This window comes from Steroidobacter cummioxidans (genome assembly GCF_003104955.1).
This window is the reverse complement of the sequence record NZ_LSRW01000017.1, coordinates 188,797-211,247: the sequence shown is the minus strand read 5'-3', so window position 1 is coordinate 211,247 and position 22,451 is coordinate 188,797. Positions and strand designations below refer to the sequence as shown.

Annotated in this window: 16 protein-coding genes; 9 read left to right on the top strand and 7 right to left on the bottom strand. The window is 62.5% G+C overall.

Annotation, left to right across the window (positions count from 1 at the left end; translation table 11 throughout):
- The first annotated feature begins 46 nt into the window (after positions 1-46).
- From bioA to bioD, 3 genes are read left to right on the top strand one after another with little or no spacing between them, the layout of a single operon-like run.
- On the top strand, positions 47-1,321 hold the full coding sequence (bioA, locus tag D0550_RS11255; protein WP_116809274.1) for an adenosylmethionine--8-amino-7-oxononanoate transaminase: 1,275 nt from the start codon (positions 47-49) through the stop codon (positions 1,319-1,321).
- Complete coding sequence (locus tag D0550_RS11250) at positions 1,318-2,427, top strand: aminotransferase class I/II-fold pyridoxal phosphate-dependent enzyme (protein ID WP_116809273.1); 1,110 nt, start codon at positions 1,318-1,320, stop codon at positions 2,425-2,427. Before bioA ends, D0550_RS11250 begins: the two co-directional genes overlap by 4 nt.
- A gap of 29 nt (positions 2,428-2,456) precedes the next feature.
- Positions 2,457-3,143: an ATP-dependent dethiobiotin synthetase BioD gene (gene bioD, locus D0550_RS11245; RefSeq protein ID WP_161965765.1), complete on the top strand. Its 687-nt coding sequence runs from the start codon at positions 2,457-2,459 to the stop codon at positions 3,141-3,143.
- A gap of 51 nt (positions 3,144-3,194) precedes the next feature.
- On the opposite strand, the gene D0550_RS11240 is transcribed toward bioD, so the two are convergent.
- Entirely contained in the window at positions 3,195-4,967 is a 1,773-nt protein-coding gene (locus D0550_RS11240; protein ID WP_116809271.1) for an acyl-CoA dehydrogenase family protein, read from the bottom strand.
- A gap of 24 nt (positions 4,968-4,991) precedes the next feature.
- Entirely contained in the window at positions 4,992-8,492 is a 3,501-nt protein-coding gene (locus D0550_RS11235; protein WP_116809270.1) for a methylmalonyl-CoA mutase family protein, read from the bottom strand.
- Between the two features lie 164 nt (positions 8,493-8,656).
- Here D0550_RS11235 and D0550_RS11230 point away from each other — a divergent pair, with 164 nt between their 5' ends.
- On the top strand, positions 8,657-9,310 hold the full coding sequence (locus D0550_RS11230) for a TetR/AcrR family transcriptional regulator (RefSeq protein ID WP_116809269.1): 654 nt from the start codon (positions 8,657-8,659) through the stop codon (positions 9,308-9,310).
- Here the strand turns inward: D0550_RS11230 and D0550_RS11225 are convergent.
- Genes D0550_RS11225 through D0550_RS11210 form a run of 4 tightly spaced genes read right to left on the bottom strand, consistent with a single transcriptional unit; the run spans position 9,307 to position 12,035 of the window.
- On the bottom strand, positions 9,307-9,648 hold the full coding sequence (locus tag D0550_RS11225; RefSeq protein WP_116809268.1) for an Hpt domain-containing protein: 342 nt from the start codon (positions 9,646-9,648) through the stop codon (positions 9,307-9,309). The two genes, D0550_RS11230 and D0550_RS11225, sit on opposite strands and share 4 nt — an antisense overlap.
- Entirely contained in the window at positions 9,648-10,034 is a 387-nt protein-coding gene (locus tag D0550_RS11220) for a response regulator (RefSeq protein WP_116809267.1), read from the bottom strand. The genes D0550_RS11225 and D0550_RS11220 overlap by 1 nt, the downstream gene beginning before the upstream one ends.
- Positions 10,031-11,077: a diguanylate cyclase gene (locus tag D0550_RS11215; RefSeq protein WP_116809266.1), complete on the bottom strand. Its 1,047-nt coding sequence runs from the start codon at positions 11,075-11,077 to the stop codon at positions 10,031-10,033. Before D0550_RS11215 ends, D0550_RS11220 begins: the two co-directional genes overlap by 4 nt.
- 4 nt (positions 11,078-11,081) lie before the next feature.
- On the bottom strand, positions 11,082-12,035 hold the full coding sequence (locus tag D0550_RS11210) for a response regulator (protein ID WP_116809265.1): 954 nt from the start codon (positions 12,033-12,035) through the stop codon (positions 11,082-11,084).
- A gap of 238 nt (positions 12,036-12,273) precedes the next feature.
- Here D0550_RS11210 and D0550_RS11205 point away from each other — a divergent pair, with 238 nt between their 5' ends.
- Positions 12,274-15,774 (top strand): ATP-binding protein, encoded by a 3,501-nt coding sequence (locus D0550_RS11205; protein WP_116809264.1) that lies wholly within the window; start codon positions 12,274-12,276, stop codon positions 15,772-15,774.
- On the opposite strand, the gene D0550_RS11200 is transcribed toward D0550_RS11205, so the two are convergent.
- Entirely contained in the window at positions 15,758-16,792 is a 1,035-nt protein-coding gene (locus D0550_RS11200; RefSeq protein WP_414717284.1) for an isoaspartyl peptidase/L-asparaginase family protein, read from the bottom strand. The genes D0550_RS11205 and D0550_RS11200 overlap by 17 nt on opposite strands.
- 144 nt (positions 16,793-16,936) lie before the next feature.
- On the opposite strand from D0550_RS11200, the gene D0550_RS11195 reads away from it, so the two are divergent.
- The 4 genes from D0550_RS11195 to D0550_RS11180 all read left to right on the top strand — a co-directional run bounded on the left by D0550_RS11195 (position 16,937) and on the right by D0550_RS11180 (position 22,359).
- A complete protein-coding gene (locus D0550_RS11195) occupies positions 16,937-18,055 on the top strand; it encodes a helix-turn-helix transcriptional regulator (RefSeq protein WP_116809263.1) in 1,119 nt (372 codons plus the stop codon).
- Positions 18,056-18,074: 19 nt separating this feature from the next.
- Positions 18,075-18,395 (top strand): carboxypeptidase-like regulatory domain-containing protein, encoded by a 321-nt coding sequence (locus tag D0550_RS34885; RefSeq protein ID WP_161965764.1) that lies wholly within the window; start codon positions 18,075-18,077, stop codon positions 18,393-18,395.
- On the top strand, positions 18,392-20,149 hold the full coding sequence (locus D0550_RS11185) for a hypothetical protein (protein WP_116809261.1): 1,758 nt from the start codon (positions 18,392-18,394) through the stop codon (positions 20,147-20,149). The genes D0550_RS34885 and D0550_RS11185 overlap by 4 nt, the downstream gene beginning before the upstream one ends.
- Before the next feature lie 125 nt (positions 20,150-20,274).
- Positions 20,275-22,359 carry a carboxypeptidase-like regulatory domain-containing protein gene (locus D0550_RS11180; protein WP_153067121.1) on the top strand — a complete coding sequence of 695 codons (2,085 nt, stop codon included), beginning with the start codon at positions 20,275-20,277 and terminating at the stop codon, positions 22,357-22,359.
- Positions 22,360-22,451 lie beyond the last annotated feature (92 nt).

The following is a 22,451-nucleotide window of genomic DNA, read 5'->3' as shown; positions in this document are numbered from 1 at the left end:
AACTCGCTTACACTGTCGACCTGATTCCGTAGACGAGGTTGACAGCATGAACTGGCTCGAACGCGACGCCGCCAGCGTCTGGCACGGCTTTACCCAAATGGATTGCTACGGCGAGAACAGCCCGGTAATCGTGGAGCGCGCCGAAGGACGCGAGCTCATCGACGTCGAAGGGCGCCGTTACCTGGACGCGATCTCGTCGCTGTGGGTCACGACGCTCGGCCATCGCGTGCCCGAACTCGATCAGGCGCTACGCGAGCAGCTCGACCGTGTCGCTCACTCGACCATGCTCGGCAACGGCAACCGCATCGTCATCGAGTTCGCCGAAGCGCTGGCTCGCGTCGTGCCGGTGGATCGCGCACATACATTGTTCGCGTCGGACGGCGCCGCCGCCGTCGAACAGGCGTTGAAGATTGCTTTCCAGTTCTGGACCAACAAGGGTGAGCAGGGTCGCACGACCTATCTGGCATTCGGCGACGGCTATCACGGCGATACCATCGGCTCGCTGTCGTTGGGCGGCGGTGGATTCGGCACGCAGATTTTCGATCCACTGCGCTTCCCTGTCCTGCGCGCTCCAGCGTTCTCCGAGCCAGGCGCCGTGCTCACAGCGGCACAGATGGTTCGCGAACATCATCGCAAGCTCGCAGCTGTCGTCGTTGAGCCTCTGGTGCAAGGCGCGGCCGGCATGTCGATTGCGCCCGCGGCGGATTTCGCCGAGCTCGGCAAGGCGTGTCACGAAACCGGTGTGTTGCTGATCTGCGATGAAGTCGCGACCGGCTTCGGTCGCACCGGCACGCTGTTCGCTTCCGAGCAGTGCGGTTTGCGACCGGATTTGATGTGTCTGGGCAAGGGCATCACCGGCGGATATTTGCCGATGTCGGCCACGGTAGCGTCACAGCGAGTATTCGCCGCGTTCCTCGGCCCGGACCTGAGCGAGAAGACGCTGTATCACGGCCACTCATACGGCGGAAACGCGCTTGCCGCGGCGGTCGCGCTCAAACATTTACAGCTGATCGCATCTCTGCCCGTCCTTGACAACGTTCGTGAGCGCTCCGCACAGCTGCGCACCGAGCTTCAGACGCGCATTGGTCCATTCAAGCGCGTGAAACAGATTCGCCTGCAAGGATTGATGGGCGCGGTCGAGCTGGACACCAGCGACGATCCCAAATTCGCACGCCGGATTTGTACGGCAATGATCAAGCGCGGGGTGCTGTCACGCTCCATGGGCCCGGTAGTGACGATCGTGCCCCCGCTCACCGTCACGGCAGCGGAGATCGAGCGCATCGTTACGACGCTCGCGGCCGCGTTGGAGGAAACAGCGTGACCAACTGGAATGCCTGGGCGGAACGCGAACTGGACGGTCTGCGCGCCATCAACAGATATCGCGAGACAGTGCCCTTCGATGGCGATGGCCCCGAAGGCAAATTGCGAGACCGGACGCTTGTTTCTTTTGCTTCCAACGACTATCTGGGCCTGGCCTCGCATCCACAGGTGCGCCTCGCCGCCATTTCAGCCATTGAACGCTTTGGCACCGGTGCAATGGCCTCGCGCCTGATCGTCGGCACGCGCAGTTTGCACATTGAATTGGAATCTTTGCTCGCCGAGTGGAACCAAACGCAGCGCGCACTCGTGTTTCCTTCAGGGTACGCGGCCAATCTTGGCGTGCTAACAACAATGGGCGAAGCCGACGTGACTCTTTTCAGCGACGAGCTCAATCATGCGTCGATAATCGATGGCTGTCGTCTGGCCAAAGCGCGCACTTTGATTTACCGTCACCTGGATCTGCAGCATCTGCAGAGCCTGCTTAGACAAACTCCAGGTCGAAAAATTGTCGTGACTGAATCGGTGTTCTCCATGGATGGTGACACTGCGCCCTTGCCTGCGCTCGCCGAGCTGTGCAGCGAGCACGGCGCATTGTTGGTCATCGATGAAGCGCATGCCGCGCTCGGTCCCAAGCTCCCGCCCACTCGCGATGTCGAGGTGTTGCACGTCGGCACGCTCTCGAAGACGTTGGGCTCGTTGGGCGGTTTCGTCGCCGGCTCCAGCCGTCTGATCGAATTGCTGGTCAATCGCGCGCGGACTTTCATCTTCACCACCGGCCTGTCGCCGGCCGACACCGCGGCGGCCGCGGCGGCGCTACGGATCTGCCGGAGCGAAGAAGGCGATCATTTGCGAACGCGCCTGCGCTCACTCATCGATATGCTTCGCCCGGGGCATCCATCGGCCATTGTGCCCATCGTGCTCGGTGACGATGCGGCGGCGCTGGCGGCAGCGGCCCAACTACGAGAAGTCGGCATTCACGTGCCGGCGATTCGTCCGCCGACAGTACCCAAGGGAACGGCGCGGTTACGCGTCGCGCTGTCGGCAGCTCACACCGAGGCGATGGTCAGCAGACTGCAGGCCGCACTCGGCAACCTCAATCCTATTTAACTCGACATCGCTTGACACGCATGACTCTGATGGACTCCAGACCTTCCCTATTGATGGGTGTGATTGGGACGAACACGGAAGTAGGCAAGACCTGGGTGACCGCACAGTTGCTGGCAACGCTGAAGCTGCGAGGCTCACGCGTGGCCGCACGAAAACCGGTGCAGTCGTATGGACCGGATGAAATCGATACCGATGCCGCGCGTCTGGCGGGTGCGAGCGGCGAAGAAGTCACGGACATCTGCCCCGCTCACCGCTGGTATCCGATCGCGCTGGCGCCGCCCATGGCGGCCAACGCGCTGGGACGCGGTCCGGTGTGGATATCGGAAATCGTCGACGAGATCTGCTGGCCGGCGGACGTGGACATCGGTTTCGTCGAAACTGTCGGCGGCGTGCGCTCGCCGGTGGCTAGCGACGGCGACAGCCTGGAGCTGTTGCGTCGTCTGGATGTGGATCAGATGCTGCTGGTCGCGGATGCGAAGCTGGGCACGATCAATGCCGTGCGCCTCACGCTGGCGGCAGTCACCCCCACGCCCACTATCGTGTATTTGAACCGCTTCAATCCGGACGACCCGCTGCACGAGTTGAACCGGCGCTGGCTGATCGAGCAGGACAAGCTCACTGTGATCACCGACGTGCATTCGCTGGCAGTGGCCATCGAAGACGCATTCCGGAACAGCGGTGAGCGGACACCCAAGCCGCGCTGTTGCGCGCGTTGATAGAGTTCTCGGAGACCCACCCCATTGCGGGGTGGGCCTCACGCTGAGCGATTACAGCTTCGCCGGATCCGCTTCCAGAATCGACGCCGCGCCCTGCTTCACTACGCGGGCCAACGTCTGCGCTTCCGGCAACAGATTCGCCGCATAGAAACGCGAGATCTGCTGTTTCGCGGTGAAGAACTCCGGATCTGAGGCAGCCTGGCTGACCGCCAGGTCGTGCGCCTTCGCCGTGAGCCAGCCACCAATGACCACGCCACCGAGCATCAGATAAGGCACGCAAATCGCCAACGCGCCTTCCGGATCCTTCAACACAGCCGCCGTCGCGTCCTTCAGCGCAGCCACACCTTCCAGTGCAGCGGCCTTGCTTGCAGCGACACCAGCATCGGTCGACGAGATCTGCTCGAGCTCCGCCTGCATGTCGGCGATGAGCGCATTCATCGCCGCGCCATTGTCACGGCCCACCTTGCGGCCGACCAGATCGCCGGCCTGAATGCCCGTCGTGCCTTCGTAAATCGGCGCAATGCGCGAGTCACGCAGGATCTGAGCGGCACCGGTTTCTTCGATGAAGCCCATACCACCGTGCACCTGCACGCCCAGCGACGCCATCAACACGCCCAGCTCGGTCGACCAGCCCTTCACAATGGGGATCAGCAACTCGCCACGAGCCTGCGCCTTCGTCTTCTCGTCGCCATCGGGCAGATGCTTGCCCAGGTCCAGCTGCATCGCTGCGTACAGCGCGACAGCACGAGCGGCATCGGTGTACGCCTTCTGAGTCAGCAGCATGCGCTTCACATCGGCGTGATACGCGATCGGCGCGACCTTCGAGCCTTCCGGAACGTTCTTGGCTTTCGGCTTGCCCTGCACGCGCGTCCGCGAATATTCGAGCGCCTGCTGATAGGCACGCTCGGCGAGCGCATAGCCCTCCAGGCCGACCGACAGACGCGCGGCGTTCATCATGATGAACATGTATTCCAGACCGCGATTCTCTTCGCCGACCAGATAAGCGATCGCGCCTTCCTTATCGCCATACGACAGCACGCAAGTCGGGCTGCCATGAATGCCGAGCTTGTGCTCGATGGAGACACAGCGCACATCGTTGGGCGCGCCGAGGCTGCCATCGTCGTTCACCAGCACCTTCGGCACGATGAACAACGAAATACCGCGCACGCCGGCGGGGGCGCCTTCGATACGGCCGAGCACCATGTGAATGATGTTCGACGTGTAGTCGTGATCGCCGTAAGTGATGAAGATCTTCTGGCCGTACAGGCGATAGTGATCGCCTTCCTTCACGGCGCGAGTGCGGATGGCAGCTAGATCGGAGCCCGCCTGCGGCTCCGTGAGGTTCATCGTGCCGGTCCACTCGCCGCTGATCATCTTGGGCAGATACTTTTCTTTCTGCGCCTGCGAGCCGGCCTGATTGATGGCCTCGACCGCACCCTGCGTGAGCATCGGGCACAGCTTGAACGCCAGATTCGACGACGCCCACAGCTCTTCCACGGCGGTCCCCAGCATGATGGGCGCGGCCTGGCCACCGAACTCCGCCTCAGCGCGCAGCTGCGTCCAACCACCTTCCACGAACTTGGCATATGCAGCCTTGAACTCGGCCGGCATGCGCACGCCTTCGGCAGTCCACTTCGCACCCGTGCGATCGCCGACGCGATTGATCGGATCGAGCACGCCCTCGGCAAAGCGGGCGGCTTCGTCGAGCACGGCGTCCGCAAACTCGGTGGAGTAGTCAGACAGGTCGGACAGTCCGACCAAACGGGCATCGCCGATCAGTTGATGGATCGCGAAGCGCAGTTCTTTCAGAGGTGCTTTGTACATGGCAGTCAGTGTCTTAGCTGATCGTTACATACTGCGGCGGTACTGCCCGCCGACTTCGTACAGCGCGCGGGAGATCTGGCCCAGAGAACATACCTTAACCGCGTTCATCAGCTCGGCAAAGACGTTCCCGCCCGACGTGGCGACCTTCTGCAGGTTACGTAGGGCTTCTGCAGTATGTTCCGCGTTGCGCTGCTGGAACGACTTCACGGCCGCGACCTGGAAGTCCTTCTCTTCATCGGTGGAACGAATCAGCGCCACGCCCTTCGCGGCTTCGTCCGAATCCGTCGCGGACAGGAAGGTATTCACACCGATCAGCGGCAGCGAGCCATCGTGCTTGCGCTTCTCGTAATACATGCTCTCTTCCTGAATCTTGCCGCGCTGATACATCGTCTCCATGGCGCCGAGCACGCCACCACGCTCCGACAACGATTCGAACTCGCGGTACACGGCTTCTTCGACCAGATCGGTGAGCTGCTCGAGGAAGAACGAGCCCTGCCAAGGATTCTGGTTGTTGTTCAGGCCCAGCTCCTTGTTGATGATGAGCTGGATGGCCACGGCGCGACGCACGCTCTCTTCCGTCGGCGTCGTGAGCGCCTCGTCATAAGCGTTCGTGTGCAGCGAGTTACAGTTGTCGAACAGCGCGTACATCGCCTGCAGCGTCGTACGAATGTCGTTGAACTGAATTTCCTGCGCGTGCAACGAGCGGCCCGACGTCTGAACGTGATACTTCAACATCTGACTGCGCGGGCCGGCGCTGTACAGATCGCGCATCGCGCGCGCCCAGATACGACGAGCGACGCGACCGATCACCGCGTACTCGGGATCCATGCCGTTGGAGAAGAAGAACGACAGGTTGGGCGCGAAGTCGTCGATCTTCATGCCGCGCGCCAGGTAGTACTCGACGATCGTGAAGCCGTTCGACAGCGTGAACGCCAGCTGGCTGATCGGGTTCGCGCCGGCCTCGGCGATGTGATACCCGGAGATGGACACGGAGTAGAAATTCCGCACCTTGTTGTCGATGAAGAACTGCTGCACGTCGCCCATCATGCGCAGCGCGAACTCAGTGGAGAAGATGCAGGTGTTCTGCGCCTGATCTTCCTTGAGAATGTCGGCCTGCACCGTGCCACGGACTTGCGACATCGCTTCGGCACGCAGCTTCGCGTGCTCCTCGGCGCTCAACACACCGGGCGCGATCAGTTGATCGCTGGTGATGCCCAACAGCGCAATGCCCGAGCCATCGTGACCTTGCGGCAAGCCGCCGTTGTAGTTGGCAAGCTCGACGCCCTTGGAACCCGTCTCTTGGCGAAGTTCGGCAATGCGTTTTTCCGCCGCATCCCAGCGACCTTCGGCGCGCAGGAAACGTTCGACGCGCTGATCGATCGCCGTGTTCATGAACATGGCCAGCAGCATCGGCGCCGGGCCATTGATGGTCATGGACACGGACGTGGTCGGCGCGCACAGGTCGAAGCCGGAGTACAGCTTCTTCATATCGTCGAGCGTCGCGATCGAGACGCCAGAGTTGCCGGTGCGGCCATAGATGTCCGGACGCGTATCCGGATCTTCGCCATACAGCGTCGTAGAATCGAACGCCGTCGACAGGCGCGTCGCGCCGCCGCCGCTGGCGAGATAATGGAAGCGACGATTGGTACGCTCCGGTCCGCCCTCGCCCGCGAACATGCGGATCGGATCCTCTTCCTCGCGGCGATACGGATACACGCCGCCGGTGTACGGATAGCTGCCCGGTAGATTCTCGGAAAGGATGAAGTGCAGCGTCTCGCCCCAATCCTTGAAGCGCGGCACGGCGATCTTCGACATCTGATTGCCGCTCAACGACGTGACGTAGTTGTCGCCAGTCACGAGCTTGTCGCGCACCTTGTATGAATACTTCTCGTCACTGACGCCCTTGACCCGCTGCGGCCAGCGCTTCAGCTCGCCCACACCTTCGGCACCGACCTCATCGAGCGCCTTGTTGTAAGCAGCGCGCAGCTCGCGGCGAGTTGTGTCGATGGATTCATCGTTGAGTGCCTCTTCCGGGAAGCGATCCAGCGGGCCCGGCAGACGTGCGTCATGCAAAGCGCGCAACGATTCATACAGACCCGATGCACGTCGCGCCGCGTCCACGGCCGCCTCGATATCCGCTCGGGCTTTGCGGCCCGTACCAGCGATCTCGGCGAGATAGCGGCTGCGTGTGCCCGGGATCAGCGGATCGCGAGAAACGAACTTGATCGGGCCGACATCGCCCGGCGACCATTGACGGTCCTTCAAGTCGGGACGCTTCTCGTTCACCAGCGTGCACAGGTGCGAGAACAGGTGGTTGACGCCAGGATCGTTGAAGCGGCTGGCGATGGTCGGAAACACCGGCACCTGCTCGTCCGGCAGACGCGCGCGATCGGGATGATTGCGGCGCCACTGCTTGCGCACGTCGCGCAATGCATCTTCAGCGCCACGCTTCTCGAACTTGTTCAGCACGACCACGTCGGCGAAATCCAGCATGTCGATCTTCTCGAGCTGGCTGGCCGCGCCGTATTCGCTGGTCATCACATAGGCGGACACGTCGACCATGTCGGTGATCTCGGTGTCCGACTGACCGATGCCGGCGGTCTCGACGATGATCAGATCGAACTGCGCCAGCCGCAGCAGGCCGATGACGTCTTTGAGCACGGCACTGGTCGCGAGATTCTGGCGACGGGTCGCGAGCGAACGCATGAACACATTGGGCGCGGCGAGCGAGTTCATACGAATCCGATCGCCCAGCAGCGCGCCGCCCGAGCGACGACGCGTCGGGTCCATTGCCACGACCGCGATGTTGCGATCGGGGAAATGACGCACGAATCGTTGCAGCAGCTCGTCGTTGAGACTGGATTTACCGGCACCGCCCGTACCCGTGAGGCCGATGACCGGCGCGCCGCCCTGCACCTTGGCAATCGCCTCGCGCATGTCCTGGCTGGCCGGATCGTCTTCGCTGCCGCCTTCGAGCAGCGAGATGGCCTGCGCGAGTTGATGGTGATCGCGCGGATTCAGGGAGCTGTCGGCTCCGAACGCATAGCTCGGCTTGCCGGAGGCGGCGACGCGCTTGAACACATCGTCGATCATGCCGTCCAGGCCCATGCGGCGGCCGTCTTCCGGCGTGTAGATCTTTTCGACGCCGTGTTTTTCGAGCGCCTCGACTTCGTGCGGAGCAATCGTGCCGCCACCGCCGACGATGACGCGAATGTGATCGACGCCCTGCTCGCGCAGCATGTCGACCATGTAGGCGAAGTATTCGTTATGTCCACCCTGGTAGGACGACACGGCGATGCCATCGGCGTCTTCCTGAATGGCCGCGCGCACGATGTCCGCCACGCTGCGGTTATGGCCGAGGTGCACGACTTCCGCACCATGTGCCTGCAACAGGCGGCGAATCATGTTGATGGCGGCATCGTGACCGTCAAACAACGACGCGGCGCTGACGAAGCGCAGCGGCTGCGCCTCGGGACGGGTCGCTCGGTTATCGGCACGGAAAGGCAGGACAGCGGCTGTATTCATGGGTCGCCTCGGGGCGAAGGTATTCCGGGGGGCAGATTAAAGCTGGCGCTCTAATTTACCCGTGAGTATATTTAGCCCGACCCCACCGGGTCAATCGGGCGCCCGGTGAACCAGGGCTCACGTTATGATCCGGCCCCTCCCCTTAAGTCAGGAGCAGCTCCGCGGTGGCAGGTCGACAGGCGCGCAAGAACATTCCGCAACGGGTCAGCGGCCCGGCCCTCTGGGCTTCGGTCGGCGCGCGGGTACGGGATCGGGAGCGCAAGCGCGACGCGGTCATCATGACCGCCGCCAGGGCGTTCCGGGAGCGCGGCTATCACAACACCTCGCTGGACGACATCGCCAGCGCGCTGAACGTCACCAAGCCGACGGTCTATCACTACGTCGAGAATAAAGAGCAGCTGCTGTTCGAATGCTTCCGCGCCGGCCTGAAGCTGATCATGGACGGCATCGAGGAACAGCGGGAATCGACGACCACCGGACGCGAGCGCCTCGCCGCGGTGATCTCGCGCTATGCGGAAGCCATCACGTCGGACTTTGGCTGGTGCATGGTGCAAGCCGAGAACCAGGACCTCAGCCCGACCATGAGCCGCAAGGTGAAAGCACTCAAATCGGAAATCGACCAGGGCTTACGCAGCCTGATTCGCGCCGGCGTCGACGACGGCTCGATTCGCCCCTGCGACGAGAAAATGACGGCGTTCGCGCTGGCGGGCGCGCTGAACTGGATTGCTCACTGGTATCGCAGCGACGATCAGCTGGCGGCCGCCGAGATCGCGCTTCGTTTCATCGAATTGTTCGAGATGGGGCTGCAGCCGCGCTAGGACACCGAACGCCGCTCGATCTCGCGGTCGATCGCCGCTTGTAGCTTGCCAAGAATCTCGACCATGCGCGGTTGATCGACCTTGCCGGAGGCGAGGCAACCAGCCGCGAGATGCTCCAGCTCGCCGGCGTGACCGCTGATCTCTTCGAACTGCAACATCGCGCCGCTGCCATGCATGCGATGAGTCAGCGCCTCGATCTCACGAACCACCTCCAGGTTGCCGCCCGCGGCATCGTCGATCAGTCCCTTGAGCTGCACCAGCTCGCGGGTCACGCGCTCGATATAGCGGCCCGCGATCTGAGCCATTTTGACACGCAGCTCGTCAGCACCCGTCGACATCACAAAGTCTCCCAGATGGAGAACACATGCTCGGCCAGCAGCATGGGATCGAACGGCTTGGCGATCACCGCCGCCGCTCCGAGCGCGCGAAAACGCGCCACCTCCTGCGGCATGGCCTTGGCGGTCATGAAGATCACTGGAATGGCTTGCAGCTCAGGCTGGCTGCGCATCTGTTGCAAGGTGGTCGGCCCGTCCATGTTCGGCATCATCACGTCGAGCAGCACCAGATCCGGACGATTCTCCTGCATGCTCTGCAGCGCGCGAGCGCCCGAGTCGGCAGTGTTCACCGACAACGTGGGCACGAGGCCGAGCGCCATCTGCACGATCTCGCGAATGTCCGGCTCGTCGTCGACGTACAGGATCTCGCGAAGACTGTCTCTATTCATTGGCGCGCTGCTCCGTGTGCGCTCGAGGCGATCGAGCCGAGTGAAAGAGGTGACTCACCATGCAGGCGCATGGTGTAGCGATTGCGACCGCCGTGTTTGCTGGCATACAAACATTGATCGGCAATCTCCAGCAGACGCTTGAAGCTCAGATCGTTCGTCAGGATCTGCGCGGCCTCGGCGCCGCCGACGCTGATGGTCACCGGAATGGGCGTGACCGATGTTTCAATGGGAGCCTCCGCCATGCCACTGACCATGCGCTGAGCAACGATCTCCGCGCCGCGCAGATCTGTATCGATCAACACGATCAGGAACTCTTCGCCGCCATAACGCCCGATCCAATCGCAGGCGCGCGGCAGCAACTCCCGCAGACGGCGATAGGTATTGCGCAGCACCTCATCGCCGATGGCATGCCCATAGCGATCGTTGATGCGCTTGAAATAGTCGATATCGAGCAGCAGCACCGACAGCGGATGATTGAAACGCCGGGTCCGCTCCAGTTCCAGCGACAGCTGACGCTCGAGATAGCGCCGGCTGTACGCACCGGTGAGTACGTCCGTGTTCGCCATCTGCCGCTTCTGATCGAGCGCGCGACGCAGTGCTTGTTCGAGACCGACGATACGACGCGCGTTGCCCAGACGCGCCACCAGCTCAGGCGTGGAAATATTGCTCTTGCCGAGATAGTCATCCGCACCGGCTTTCAGGCCCGACACGATATCGGCATTGGCGTTCTGTGCCGTGAGCAGAAATATATATAAGTAACCGGGATACTGCCCTTCACGCGCCCGCTTGCACAGCGTGACGCCGTCCATGCCGGGCATGTTGCGATCGGTGATCATGATGGGACAGAACTCTTCTTCCAGCAGCTGCAAGGCCTGCTCGCCGCTGGACGCCACCACGGTTTGATAGCCCGCGTCCTGCACCACCGCGACCAGATAGTCGCGCGCCTCAGGATCGTCATCGACGATAAGCACGCGCAGCTCGGGCTGCAGCGCGCTCAGCTCCAGGGTCAGCGTCTGCTCGAATACGCTGGGATCGGATTCCATGGGCTCAGCCCGTTTCGGTACGCCGCTGTGGGGTCGAGGCGCTGGGCGCAACTCGAACACTCGCTTCGGCTTCGCGCAGCAGCGCTTCGATGCTTGCGGCAATTTGCTGTGATGGCCCCGCTTCCTGGCCGGGCGTGAACGATGCGCAACCGACTCGGGCCGTAAAGGCTTCGAGCGGCGTCAGCAAGCGTGCCGCCAAGGTGGCGCTCAAGCGGACTCCCAGGCCGGACGCTCCAGAGCCATTGGTCTCGGGCAGCACGACGGCAATACGCTGAGTGCCATCGAGACCGCGATAACGGGTGGCAAAATCGATATCGACCCGAATTGCGTCACTCACCACCTTCACCGCTCGCGCCATCGTGTCAGCCGCCGCCGGCGCGCCACTCTCAGCTTGCAGTTGTATCACCAGCACGGACAGGTTACGGCCATAGCGGACTGCACGCTTCACTTCAGCACGCAGCCGATCGGCCAACACTCCGCTCGCCACATCACTCACGATGCCAGCGCCCTGCTGCTGCCTTACGGCGTGCAACGCCTGCCGCATCTCCACCGCCCGAAAGGCGGCGCGAATGGCAGCGACGACCTTTGCATCCGGCGCCCGCTTGCTCAGGTAATCGTCGACGCCAGCGAAATAGCCGCGCTCGTGCGAGCTGTCATCGTCGAGCACCGTGAGCATGATGATGTAAGTCTCACTGTCCCCCTGATTGCGCAGGCTCTCGGTGAAACGAATGCCATCCAGACGCGGCATCTGCCAATCGGTAATCACCACGGGAAACGACTGGGTCTGCAACAGCTCCAGCGCAGCGCTGCCGTCACTGACGGTGTGCGTTTCGAAACCGAGCGACTTGAGCCGGTCGGCCATCAGCTCCAGCTCGAGCTCATCGTCGTCGACCAGCAAAATACGCTGGGGCGGCCGGCCCGCAACTCCTGTCACAGCGGTGTTCTGAACGTTGCTCATGAGAGCGATGGCTCGATGTTTGTGAGAATTTCCGGCAGCTTGGGACTAGAAGCCGCGGCATGAGATCAGGTACCCCATGCCGATTGCATGAGTGATTCCCGCAATCGCCGGCTAATATGAAGTCGATAGCAAAGGCGTGCATATGAGCCTGCTGTCATAACCGTATTGGTTAGCTTTCTCGAACCGAGCATTCGTCATTGCACCGACCTTCTCAGACGGAACAGTGTGTAAAACTGTCATGACGTCACTGATCTCGCGGCGACTGCCCTTTCGTAACAGTGACATCGTCGCGATGCTGCTGATCGCGCTCGGCGCCCTGGTCGCAGGCGGCTGGCTGGTCGGCCGGCCGCTGACGCTCCTGGTTGGCCTGGAAGAAGTCGGCATGACGATGCTTGCCGCCGTTTGCTTCATCATCGCGGGCCTGGCGCTGAGCATCGGCCAGCGGCACGTGCGGCTCGCACTTGCGGCGCTATTGGCAATTCCAAGCGTGCTCACGTTGTGCGAGCACGCGTTCGGCGTCGATCTGGGCATCGATCGGTTGCTCGGCAATTCCTGGATCCTGCAGGCAGCGCCGCATCCAGGCCGCATGGCGCCGCAAGTCGCCGCCGCGTTCGCGCTTGCAGCCGTGGCACTGGCGCAGCTGACGCAGCCACCACGCAGCCGTGTGCATTGGCTCGCACCATTGGCGACAAGCGGAGTCTTGCTGATCGCCTTGGTGTCGTTCTTCGGCCGCTTGCTGGGGCTCGACATCATCTATGACTGGCAATACGCGACGCGCATCGCGCCTCACACCGCCGCCGGTTTGTTGCTGCTGTCGTTGGGGCTGGCGCAACTTGCGTATCGACGCTCGTTCAACAAAGCCGATGATGTTTCCAACGATTCTCGCCGCATCCTCGCGGTCAGCACCGGAGCGATGCTTGCCATCACCATCACCTGCGCCGCTGTGTGCTTTGCCGTCGTCGTTCGTCACAGTCACGATCTGCAAAGAAAGGCGCTGAGCCGCGAATTGCGCAATCAGGTCGAGCTGATCAGCACGGAGATCGCCAGCCAACGCCAGGAGAGCGAGCGAGTGGTGTCGAGCCAGTCGTTGGCCCAGCTCATCGCGCACAACTCTCCGCGAGCGAGCGTGGCCACATTGCGGCAGAGCCTGGAAGGCTGGGCGGAACGTCGACTGCCGCTGAGCCGCGGCCTGCAGGCGCTGGACCTGAAGGACGCGGACGGTCAATCGCTGCTGCAGTCGGGCTCATTCGGCCCGCCGCCCAACACCGTCGTGCGGCTGGACGATCATGCGCGCATCGAGATCGGCAGCGACGCGCATCTGTTGATCGAGCGGCCGACGCCTCCGGACGCATCTGGCCGCAACGGCTTCATCAGAATGCAGTTCGCGCTGCCGCGCCTCAACGCCACATTGTTGTCGGACCGCTCCATCACCGAATTCGACACGTCCATTTGTCAGGCACTCGGTGCGTACTCGATGCAATGTTTGCGACTGGCAGCTTCGCCCTTGGCGAGCTTGCCCTTGGCACGAGATCCAGCCGACCGCGCCAGCGCCCTGAATCTCGCATTCAGTGGCAGAAGCGGCGTAACACTTGGCGCGGAGCCGAGCGGCACGCGTTTCTTCGCTGCGTATGGCCCCATTGCCGGCACAACGTTGGCAATCACACTGGCGACGCCGCTCGACACCTTCTATAGCGACCTGCGTCAGCGCTTGAACATGCTGCTGCTGCTGATGATTGGACTGGTCGCGGCCGCCGCCTGGCTGCTTCGTTGGCAGATCGCGCCGCTCATCGCAAAGGTGGTCGCTGCACGCTCGCGCGCCAACGACAGCGCGATGCACCTTACGGCGATCATGAACACCGCCGGTGACGGCATCATCACCGTCAATCGCATCGGCACGATTCTGTCGGCGAATCCTGGCTTCCGTCGCCTGCTAGGTACCGACTCGCGCGAAGTGATTGGCGAAAAGCTCACGCAGTGGCTGCCTGGACTGGAGCTGCAGGTCGACGAGCATGGCATGCGCTCGCTGGCTCATTGTGCCGATGAGCCAGCGATGGAATTTCAGCGCGAATCCGCCGCCGGCGAGATGCTTTATCTGCAAGTGGAATTCGCCTGGCTCGATCAAGCCACGCGCAGCACGCTGGTCGCAACGGTTCGCGATCTGACACTGCTCAAGCGCGGCGAGATGGAGCTGCGTGAAACTCATGAGCGCCTGCAGGACAGCGAGCGCCTGTACCGCGACCAGGCGACGCGGCTCGCGACTTTGTTCGATAGTGTCGAAGACGCGATCGTCGTCATCAATGACAGCGGCAACATCGAATCCTGGAACCATGGCGCGCAAGTTCTGTTCGACTTCGCTCCCAAGGACATCATCGGCAAGGATGCACAACGCTTGTTGACCGAGCCGAACGCATCGCAGCTGACGCATTACCTGCAAACCCGCCAGCGCATCGCGGGACGCATCGAAATGGAGGGCCGCCACAGCAGCGGCCGGCTCATTCCGATCGAAGTGTCGATACGCGAAATGATCATCAACGACGAGCGCCTTTACGTCGCAGTGATGCACGACATCTCGGTGCGACGCGAAGTCGAGCGCATGAAGTCCGAGTTCGTTTCCACAATCAGCCACGAGTTGCGTACGCCACTTACGTCGATCGGCGGCTCGCTGGCCCTCATCTCCGGTGGCGCGGCCGGTGAGATCCCACAGAAGGCGGCGCGGCTGGTCGGCATCGCGCGCCAGAACAGCGAGCGCCTGATTCGACTGATCAATGACATCCTCGATCTGGAGAAGGCCGAAGCAGGCAAGTTGGATTTCGCGTTGAAGGTGCGCTCGCTGCGGGCCGAAGTGGCGTCGGCGGCGGAGTTCAACCGCGGCTTCGCGCAAGGGCTCGGCGTCGCCATCGAGCTGGAAGACGGCGACGATGCCGACGTGCTCATCGACAGTGACCGGCTGACTCAGGTGCTCACCAACCTGATCTCCAACGCCGCGAAGTTCTCTCCACCCGGCGGCGTCGTACGCATTCGCCTCGATCGCGAGCGACCTGCCTGCGTACGCGTGACCGTCAGCGACAATGGTCCCGGCATTCCACCCGAGTTCTGCGAGCGCATTTTCCAGAAGTTCGCACAGGCGGATGCTTCGGACAGCCGCGCCAAGGGCGGCACTGGCCTGGGGCTGTCCATTGCGAAGACCATTACCGAAAAGCTCGGCGGACGCATCGGCTTCGACACGACGCCCGGCAAGGGCACGAGTTTCTACATCATCCTGCCTGTCCATGGGCAGCACAGCGCTGCGGGTGAGGACCCGCTGCTCGAGGTGGAGCGCGGCACGTCATCGCGTGGTGAGGCGTTGCCGCAGATCCTGCATGTCGAGGACGATCTGTCGCTCGCTGCGATCGTGCACGAAGCCATGTCGCGCAATGCAGTCGTGACTTCGGCACGATCGATCGCAGCCGCTCGTCAGCTGCTGGCCGCGAAACATTTCGATGCGGTGATTCTGGATGTGACGTTACCGGACGGCTCGGCGGAGGATCTGTTGCCTATCGCAACCCGTGCCGGTGAGCGCCCGCCTGTCGTCATCTCCTACACAGCCGATGAACCTTCGCGAACCTTGCGCAATGTCGCGGACGCGGCACTGGTCAAGTCGCGACATTCAGTGGCTCAATTGATGGTCACGGTGCTGGCTCACATCGACAGCACCGATACTGACGACACCGGGACGAGACGGGTCAGCTCTCGTCCTTGAAGATACCGATGGTCACCGGCTGCCCCTCGGCCGCGCGCGCACGATACATGCCCGAGGTATTGAAGCTCCACGCCATCTGACCATCGGGCGCGACGGCGATGATGCCGCCGTCGCCCTGCAACGCCGTGAGTTGTTTCTGAATCACTTCGTCGGCGGCAGCTTGCAGGCTCATGCCGCGATAACGCACCAGCGAGCAGATCTCGTGCGCGACGCTGAGGCGGATGAAATATTCGCCAGTGCCGGTCGCGGACACGGCACACGATTGATTGGATGCATACGTACCGGCGCCGATGATTGGACTGTCGCCCACGCGCCCCCAGCGCTTGCCAGTAGTGCCGCCGGTGGAAGTGCCCGCCGCGACGTTCCCGGCCATGTCCAGCACGACGACACCGACCGTGCCCTTCTTGCCTTCGTCATGCGCCAGGCCCTTGGCCGGATCGTCATTTTTGATGCCGGATGGCTTCGCCGGCACGGGCAGCTTGTTTGCTTGCAGAAACTTGACCAGCGAATCCCAACGGCGCTGCGTGTAGAACCAGCCGGGCTCGACCTGCTCGAGTCCCTGCTGCTGGGCGAACTCGTCGGCACCCACGCCGACCAGCATCACATGAGGGGAGACATCCGCCACGCGACGTGCCAATGAAATGGGGTGACGGGTGCGCGTCACCGCGGCAACGGCGCCGGCCTTCAATGTTTTGCCGTCCATGATGGCGGCATCCAGCTCGTTGCGCCCCTGGGCCGTGAACACGGCGCCTCGACCGGCGTTGAACAAGGGGTCGTCTTCCATCATGCCGATGGCCGCTTCGATCACATCCAGCGCCGGCTTGTTGGCCGCCAGCAGCTTGGCGCCGTGTTCGGTCACCTTACGCATCGCCTCGCGATACGCGCGCTCCTGCTCGGCGGTCAGCTCCTTACGCTCGATCACGCCTGCACCACCGTGCACCACGATCGCCCAACGGGGTCCTGCTTCAGCCGCCATGGCCACACCCGCAACCAGCGCAGCCACCCAGGCTGCTCGCATCGATGTTCTCACGAAACCTCCGTCCAAGGTGCCAGACCCGGAATCCTAGAGCATCTGCGATCCAAGCGTGAACCATGTCCAATTCCTCACATGATCTGCGCGCCGCCGCTTTGTGTTTGCACGGTTGTGTGGTCAATTTCGGGAATGTTACGCAGTGACGAGCACTGGCTGGGTCTGGCCGACCGATTTCAAGCCGCGGGGGTGAGCGGCTCCGGGTGGTATGAAGCGCTCGCCGCCCTTGCCCAGGCAACCGGCTCACAGCGCGGCCAGCTCATCTGCATCGGCGACGACACGACTGTGCCCATCGACATCTTCACCGACGTCGACCCCGGCTTTCACGACGCCTTTGTAGCCGTCGGCGGCGGCGATCCGCGAATCAATCCGCGGGTATGCGCGGGCATGAAGGCGCCGCTGCTCGAGACACTCGCCGAATGTGACTTCATCAGCCCCGACGAGTACCGGCGCAATCCGCATTATCAGGATTTCGTCATTCCTTACGGCATGCCTTTCATCTGCCTGGCTACACTCGAACGCGAGCCGGGCATGCTGACCGGGCTGGCCGTCGTGCGAAATGAACGCCAGGGGCACATCACCGAACCGGAACGGGCCGTGTTCGCCTCACTCGCGCCTCATGTACGTGCGGCTGTTCGCACCCAGGCGGCGTTGGAAGGTAACGGCGCCGCGCTGCTGACAGGTGCCATGGAAGCGCTCGCCATGCCTGCGTTCGTCTGCGACCGCATTGGCACCGTGAGGGAGCTCACACCGGCTGCCGAGCAACTCGCGACTGCCAATCGCGGACTGCAGTTGAGGGAAGGCCGGCTGCGCGCTGCTCTGGCGAGCGATGCCAGAGAGCTGGAGGACGCCATCGGCGCCGCCGCCCTTGGTCACACTCGCCCGGGCGCACCGCTACTGCGAACCGTCATCGTGCGCAGTGGTGAGCACGATCTTGCCCCTATCGTTCTTGACGTAATCTCCTTGCCGACCCAAGCCACCGAGTTCACATTCATGCCCCGCGTGCTGATCGTCGCGCGAGGCTCCAAACCCGCGAACGATCGCAAAGCCGCCATCCTGCAAACTGCTTATGATATGACCAGCGCCGAAAGTGATATTGCGCTCCAGCTGTGCTCCGGCAAAACGCCGGAAGCGATCGCCGCCGCACGCAAGGTGGCGGTCGGCACGGTGCGCGCGCAGATCAAAGCTTTGCTCGCCAAGGCCGGCGCCAAACGGCAGATCGAGCTGGTCGCCCGGCTCAACCAGCTCTAATCAAAAACAGGGAGTCCTCATGAGTTCGTTCCGGTCCGGCCATTCACCTGGCAAGGCGGTCCTGTCGACGTTGTTGTTGTCTGTACTTGCCGCCTGCGGTGGTGGCGGCGGCAACGGCGGTGGTGGCACCGATGGCCCGAGCGGTAACAACCCTCCCCCAGGGCCAGCGATGAGCCGTCTGACCTTGACCGGCACTGTCACCGATGCCCCGATTCGTGGCGCCCTGGTCACTGCGACCGTCGGCAGCCAGACGTTCACCGCCACCGCCGATGCCAACGGCAATTACAGGATCGAACTGTCCGTCGAGGAAAGCGCGACCAGCGGCTTTTTGTCACCTTGACGGCGCGAGGCGTCGGCTCGCAATCGTATGTTGAATTCATCAGTCTCGCCGGCACGTTCCAGGCGCTGAAAGCGCAAGCCGGCAGCGACGATCTGCTGTCGAACACCGAGAACTTCGCGACCCAGATCACCAACGTCAGCACAGCGGTGGCAGTGCTGCTCCGAGAAGCGAACGGCGGACAGCCGATCAACAGTCAAGCGCTGATCGACACTCTGTCCCCACTGCTGAATGGCGAGCAGGTGCTGCAACTGGCGACCGCGATCAAGCTGCTGGTGGATGCAGCCGACAATTATCCGATGCCGTCCGGGCAGACCTCGTTACAGGCGCTGCTTGCGAACACGACAGCTCGCGAACAGTTGGTCGCCGAGTTCTATGCACAGGACTCGACGACGTTCAACAACACGCAGAATGCCATCGTCAGCGATGCCACGCTGACGCAACCCATCACTGGCGCCACGCTACCCTCGACGCTGACGGCCGCGTTGCTGACGGATGACGACGTCGCGACCTACGCGGATCCCGACCGCGTCATTTCATATACATTCAATGCCGATGGCACCGGCACGGCATCCGCCGGCCAGTGGCACCGGAACATGACCTGGAGCATTGCGGGTGCGAGCGTCGAGGTCACCTATGAACATGCCATCGTCGATATGCGGGGCTGGGAGCTGGCGATCTGTCCGGAGCTCTCCAATTATTATGCCGTTGCCGGATATCCCATCGTATACAACGTCGACGGCGCGAAGCTGACCCTGCTGAGCAAAAACCTGCTGACGGTCACCGAGACCAGGCACATCACCCATCGCGATTGCGGCCCAGGTCCGGATACCGAGATCGTTACCGTAGCTCGTACCATTCTCGATGCCGACGACTTCCAAGTGCTCGATATCGCGGAGTTGCGCAACTCGACCCGCGCGCTATGGGTCTACGATTCGGACTACGACGTCGCTGTCCCTAACATCGTACTCATACCCGACCTCGCGGAGCTGCGTGCCGATGGCACCGGCACGACGCTTACGTACGGCAAGCAATTCGACTGGTCGCTAGACAGCAGCGGCCGCATCCTCAACGTCACATTCAACGATGGGGTGACGGCGACATTCCGCTCGATCCGCGACCTCGACAACGTCGCTACAGATGTTCTGTATGACTTCACACTGCCGACCGGACGTCGCGTCGACGCCGGGGCGTCGCTGCGCGCAGACCCACAGGTCGCATTTACGACGGACAATGTGCTGGGCCGTCATTACCGTTTCGGTATCGACGAGCAGCCCGTCGCTCCGGGAGGCAAGGGATCCCGCTATCGCTTCGATGCCGATGGTGTGGGCTCGCGAGAGAGAGAGAACGTTGAACAAGACGGCAGCATCCGGGTCGAGGACAGCGCCAGCTATAACCGTTTGGGATATCGCTGGAATATCGAGGGCAACGATCTGGTGCTGCAATATACGACCAGCACCGGGTTCGACTTCAATTGCCATCCATTGGAACCGCTTTGCCAGCTGTTCAAGGACGCGCGCATGATTCCGCTCGCACGCGAGGGCACGCGCACGTATTGGTTCGAGGCGTGGCGCAACGGCCGCACCGACGTTCGCCAGGCATTCCAGCGTGATAATTTGATCGTGTACTACGAATACGAGCCGTTCGGCACTCCAGCCACCGTCACCCGCAAGCCAGCTGCTGGCCGCACCAAGTCTGCGCCCGTGAGACTTGATTCTCACATCCTCCGAGGTGCGGATCACAAGTTGCGCAACTAGTCCGCGTTCTATCCAAAATTGGCAATGCGCTGAAAAAAGCTCCTCGACTACCGTCCGCGTCATCCCCCCCACGAGGGTTTCCCAAGTGGGTCATGAAGAACGCACTGGCATTCGAGGAGCTTTCGATGAGTTCATTCTGGACGGGTCGCCGCCTGAGTGCGGCGGTCATCTCGACGCTACTGATGGCGACACTCGCTGGCTGCGGCGGCGGTGGCGGCGGTAACAACACCGCGCCTCCAACCACTCCGCCCACCGGCAATCCCAATCCCAATCCGAATCCGCCTGCGCCGCAGCCGTTGAGCCAGCTGACGCTGACTGGCATTGTCACCGACGCTCCCATTGCCAATGCCGTCGTCACGGCCACTGTCGGTACAGAAACCTTCACGGCCAACGCCGACGCCAATGGCGCGTACAGCCTCCAGATCGAAATCGACCCAGGCTCGACCAGCGAGTTCGTGACGCTGTCAGCACGCGGCGTCGGGCCGCAATCCTACGTCGAATTCACCAGCCTCGCCGGCACGTTCGCAGCTCTGCAAGCGCAAGCTGGCGACGATGACATCTTGTCGAACACCGAGAACTTTGCGACCCAGATCACGAATGTGAGCACGGCGCAGGCGCTGCTGATCCTAGAAGCGAGCAACGGCCGATCGATCGCGACCGATGCAGATCTGCGCGCGCTGTCGGCGACGCTCAACAGTCAGGAAGTGTTGGACCTGGCTACGGCGATCAAGCTGTTCGTGGACGACTCGGACAACTATCCGATGCCAGCGGGACAGACTTCGCTGCTGGCACTGATGTCCGACGCAGCGACGCGCGAACAGTTCGTCAACAGTGCCTACGATCAGAATCCCACGGTGTTCGCGAGCACCCAGACGGCGATCGTCACGGACACGTCGTTGACGCAGCCGATCAGCAGTAACTCGGTGCCCGCGAAACTGACGGCGGCGATGCTGTCCAATGCGGCCGAGTTCTCGTTCAACTACTTCAATCGCGTGAACGCGTACACATTCAACGCCGATGGCACCGGCACCGCCGCGGCCGGCAGCTGGAACGTGAATACGACCTGGGCCATCAATGGCAGTACCATCGACATCACTTATGGCGAGACGGTGCGGGTCGAGGGCTACGAGACCGTTGCCAACTGCCCTGCCATTTCCGGCCAAGTGAGGACGGAGTATGCCAGCGATGGCGCCAAGCTCACCTTGTTGAGCAATCGCGTCGTGACGATCACCGAGACCAATCGGATCACTAATCTGATCCAGACACCCCCGCCCGGGTGCCAGCTCTCTGCGCGCACTGAAACCACGACAGTGGCGCGCACCATTCTGGGAGACGACGACTTCGAACAACTCGACGCCGCCGAGCTGGCGGACTCAACGCAATCGATCTACGTTTACGACGAGTCCAGTGGCGCCACGGCGGACATCGCCGATCTGCATGCCGATGGTTCGGGTGTGACCTGGGCATTCGGCAAGCAATTCACCTGGTCGCTCGATAGCACCGGCCGCGTCGTGACCGCGACGTTCAGAGACGGCACCATCGCAAAGTTCCGCTCGCTGCGGCAGGTCGATGCCGTGACCACCGACTTGTTCTATGAGATCCAGACCGCGAATGGCCGACGCCTCGATGCCGGCGCCTCGGTGTTCGCCGATCCAGAGCTGCCGCTGGTGTTCACACCGGAAAACATGGTCGGTCGTTTCTACCAGTTCGGCGTTGGTGTCGAAGGCAGCACCGAGCGGCGCCTGAAGGGCTTCCGCCTGCGCTTCGACAACGGCGGCACCGGCTCGCACGAGGATGACCGTATCGTGAATGATGCGGTGGTCACTCTCAGTGGCAGCAACGCGCCCGACTTCAATTTCTACTGGGACATCGACGGCGAGGACGTGATCGTCCGCCGCACGCGAACTCTGAACACCGAACTGGTCAACTGCACGCCGGGCAGCAGTGTGGAGTGCGTTGTCTATGACGAGCGCCGCCTCGTGCCGCTCGCCTCCATCACCCAGCCGGACGAGAAGCTCCGCGTCTACTGGATGGAGTACCGCCGCCTCGACTGGGAGGACGGCATCAGCGACAACACCCCTCCACAGACGGTAGTCCGCTTCTACGACTACGAGCCGACCAGCGCTCCGGTGGTCCTGAACGGCAAGCCGTCGCCAGTGAACGAAGGCAGCGCGCGCAAGCTGCGCTTCCACGGCGCGAGCCTGCGCTGATTCGTCGATCGGCTCGAGCAGCCCACCGCGAAGGCGCGCCCTTCCGGTGGGCTGTTTGTTTTGGTGCGCGCTGTCGGGACTGGCATAGACTA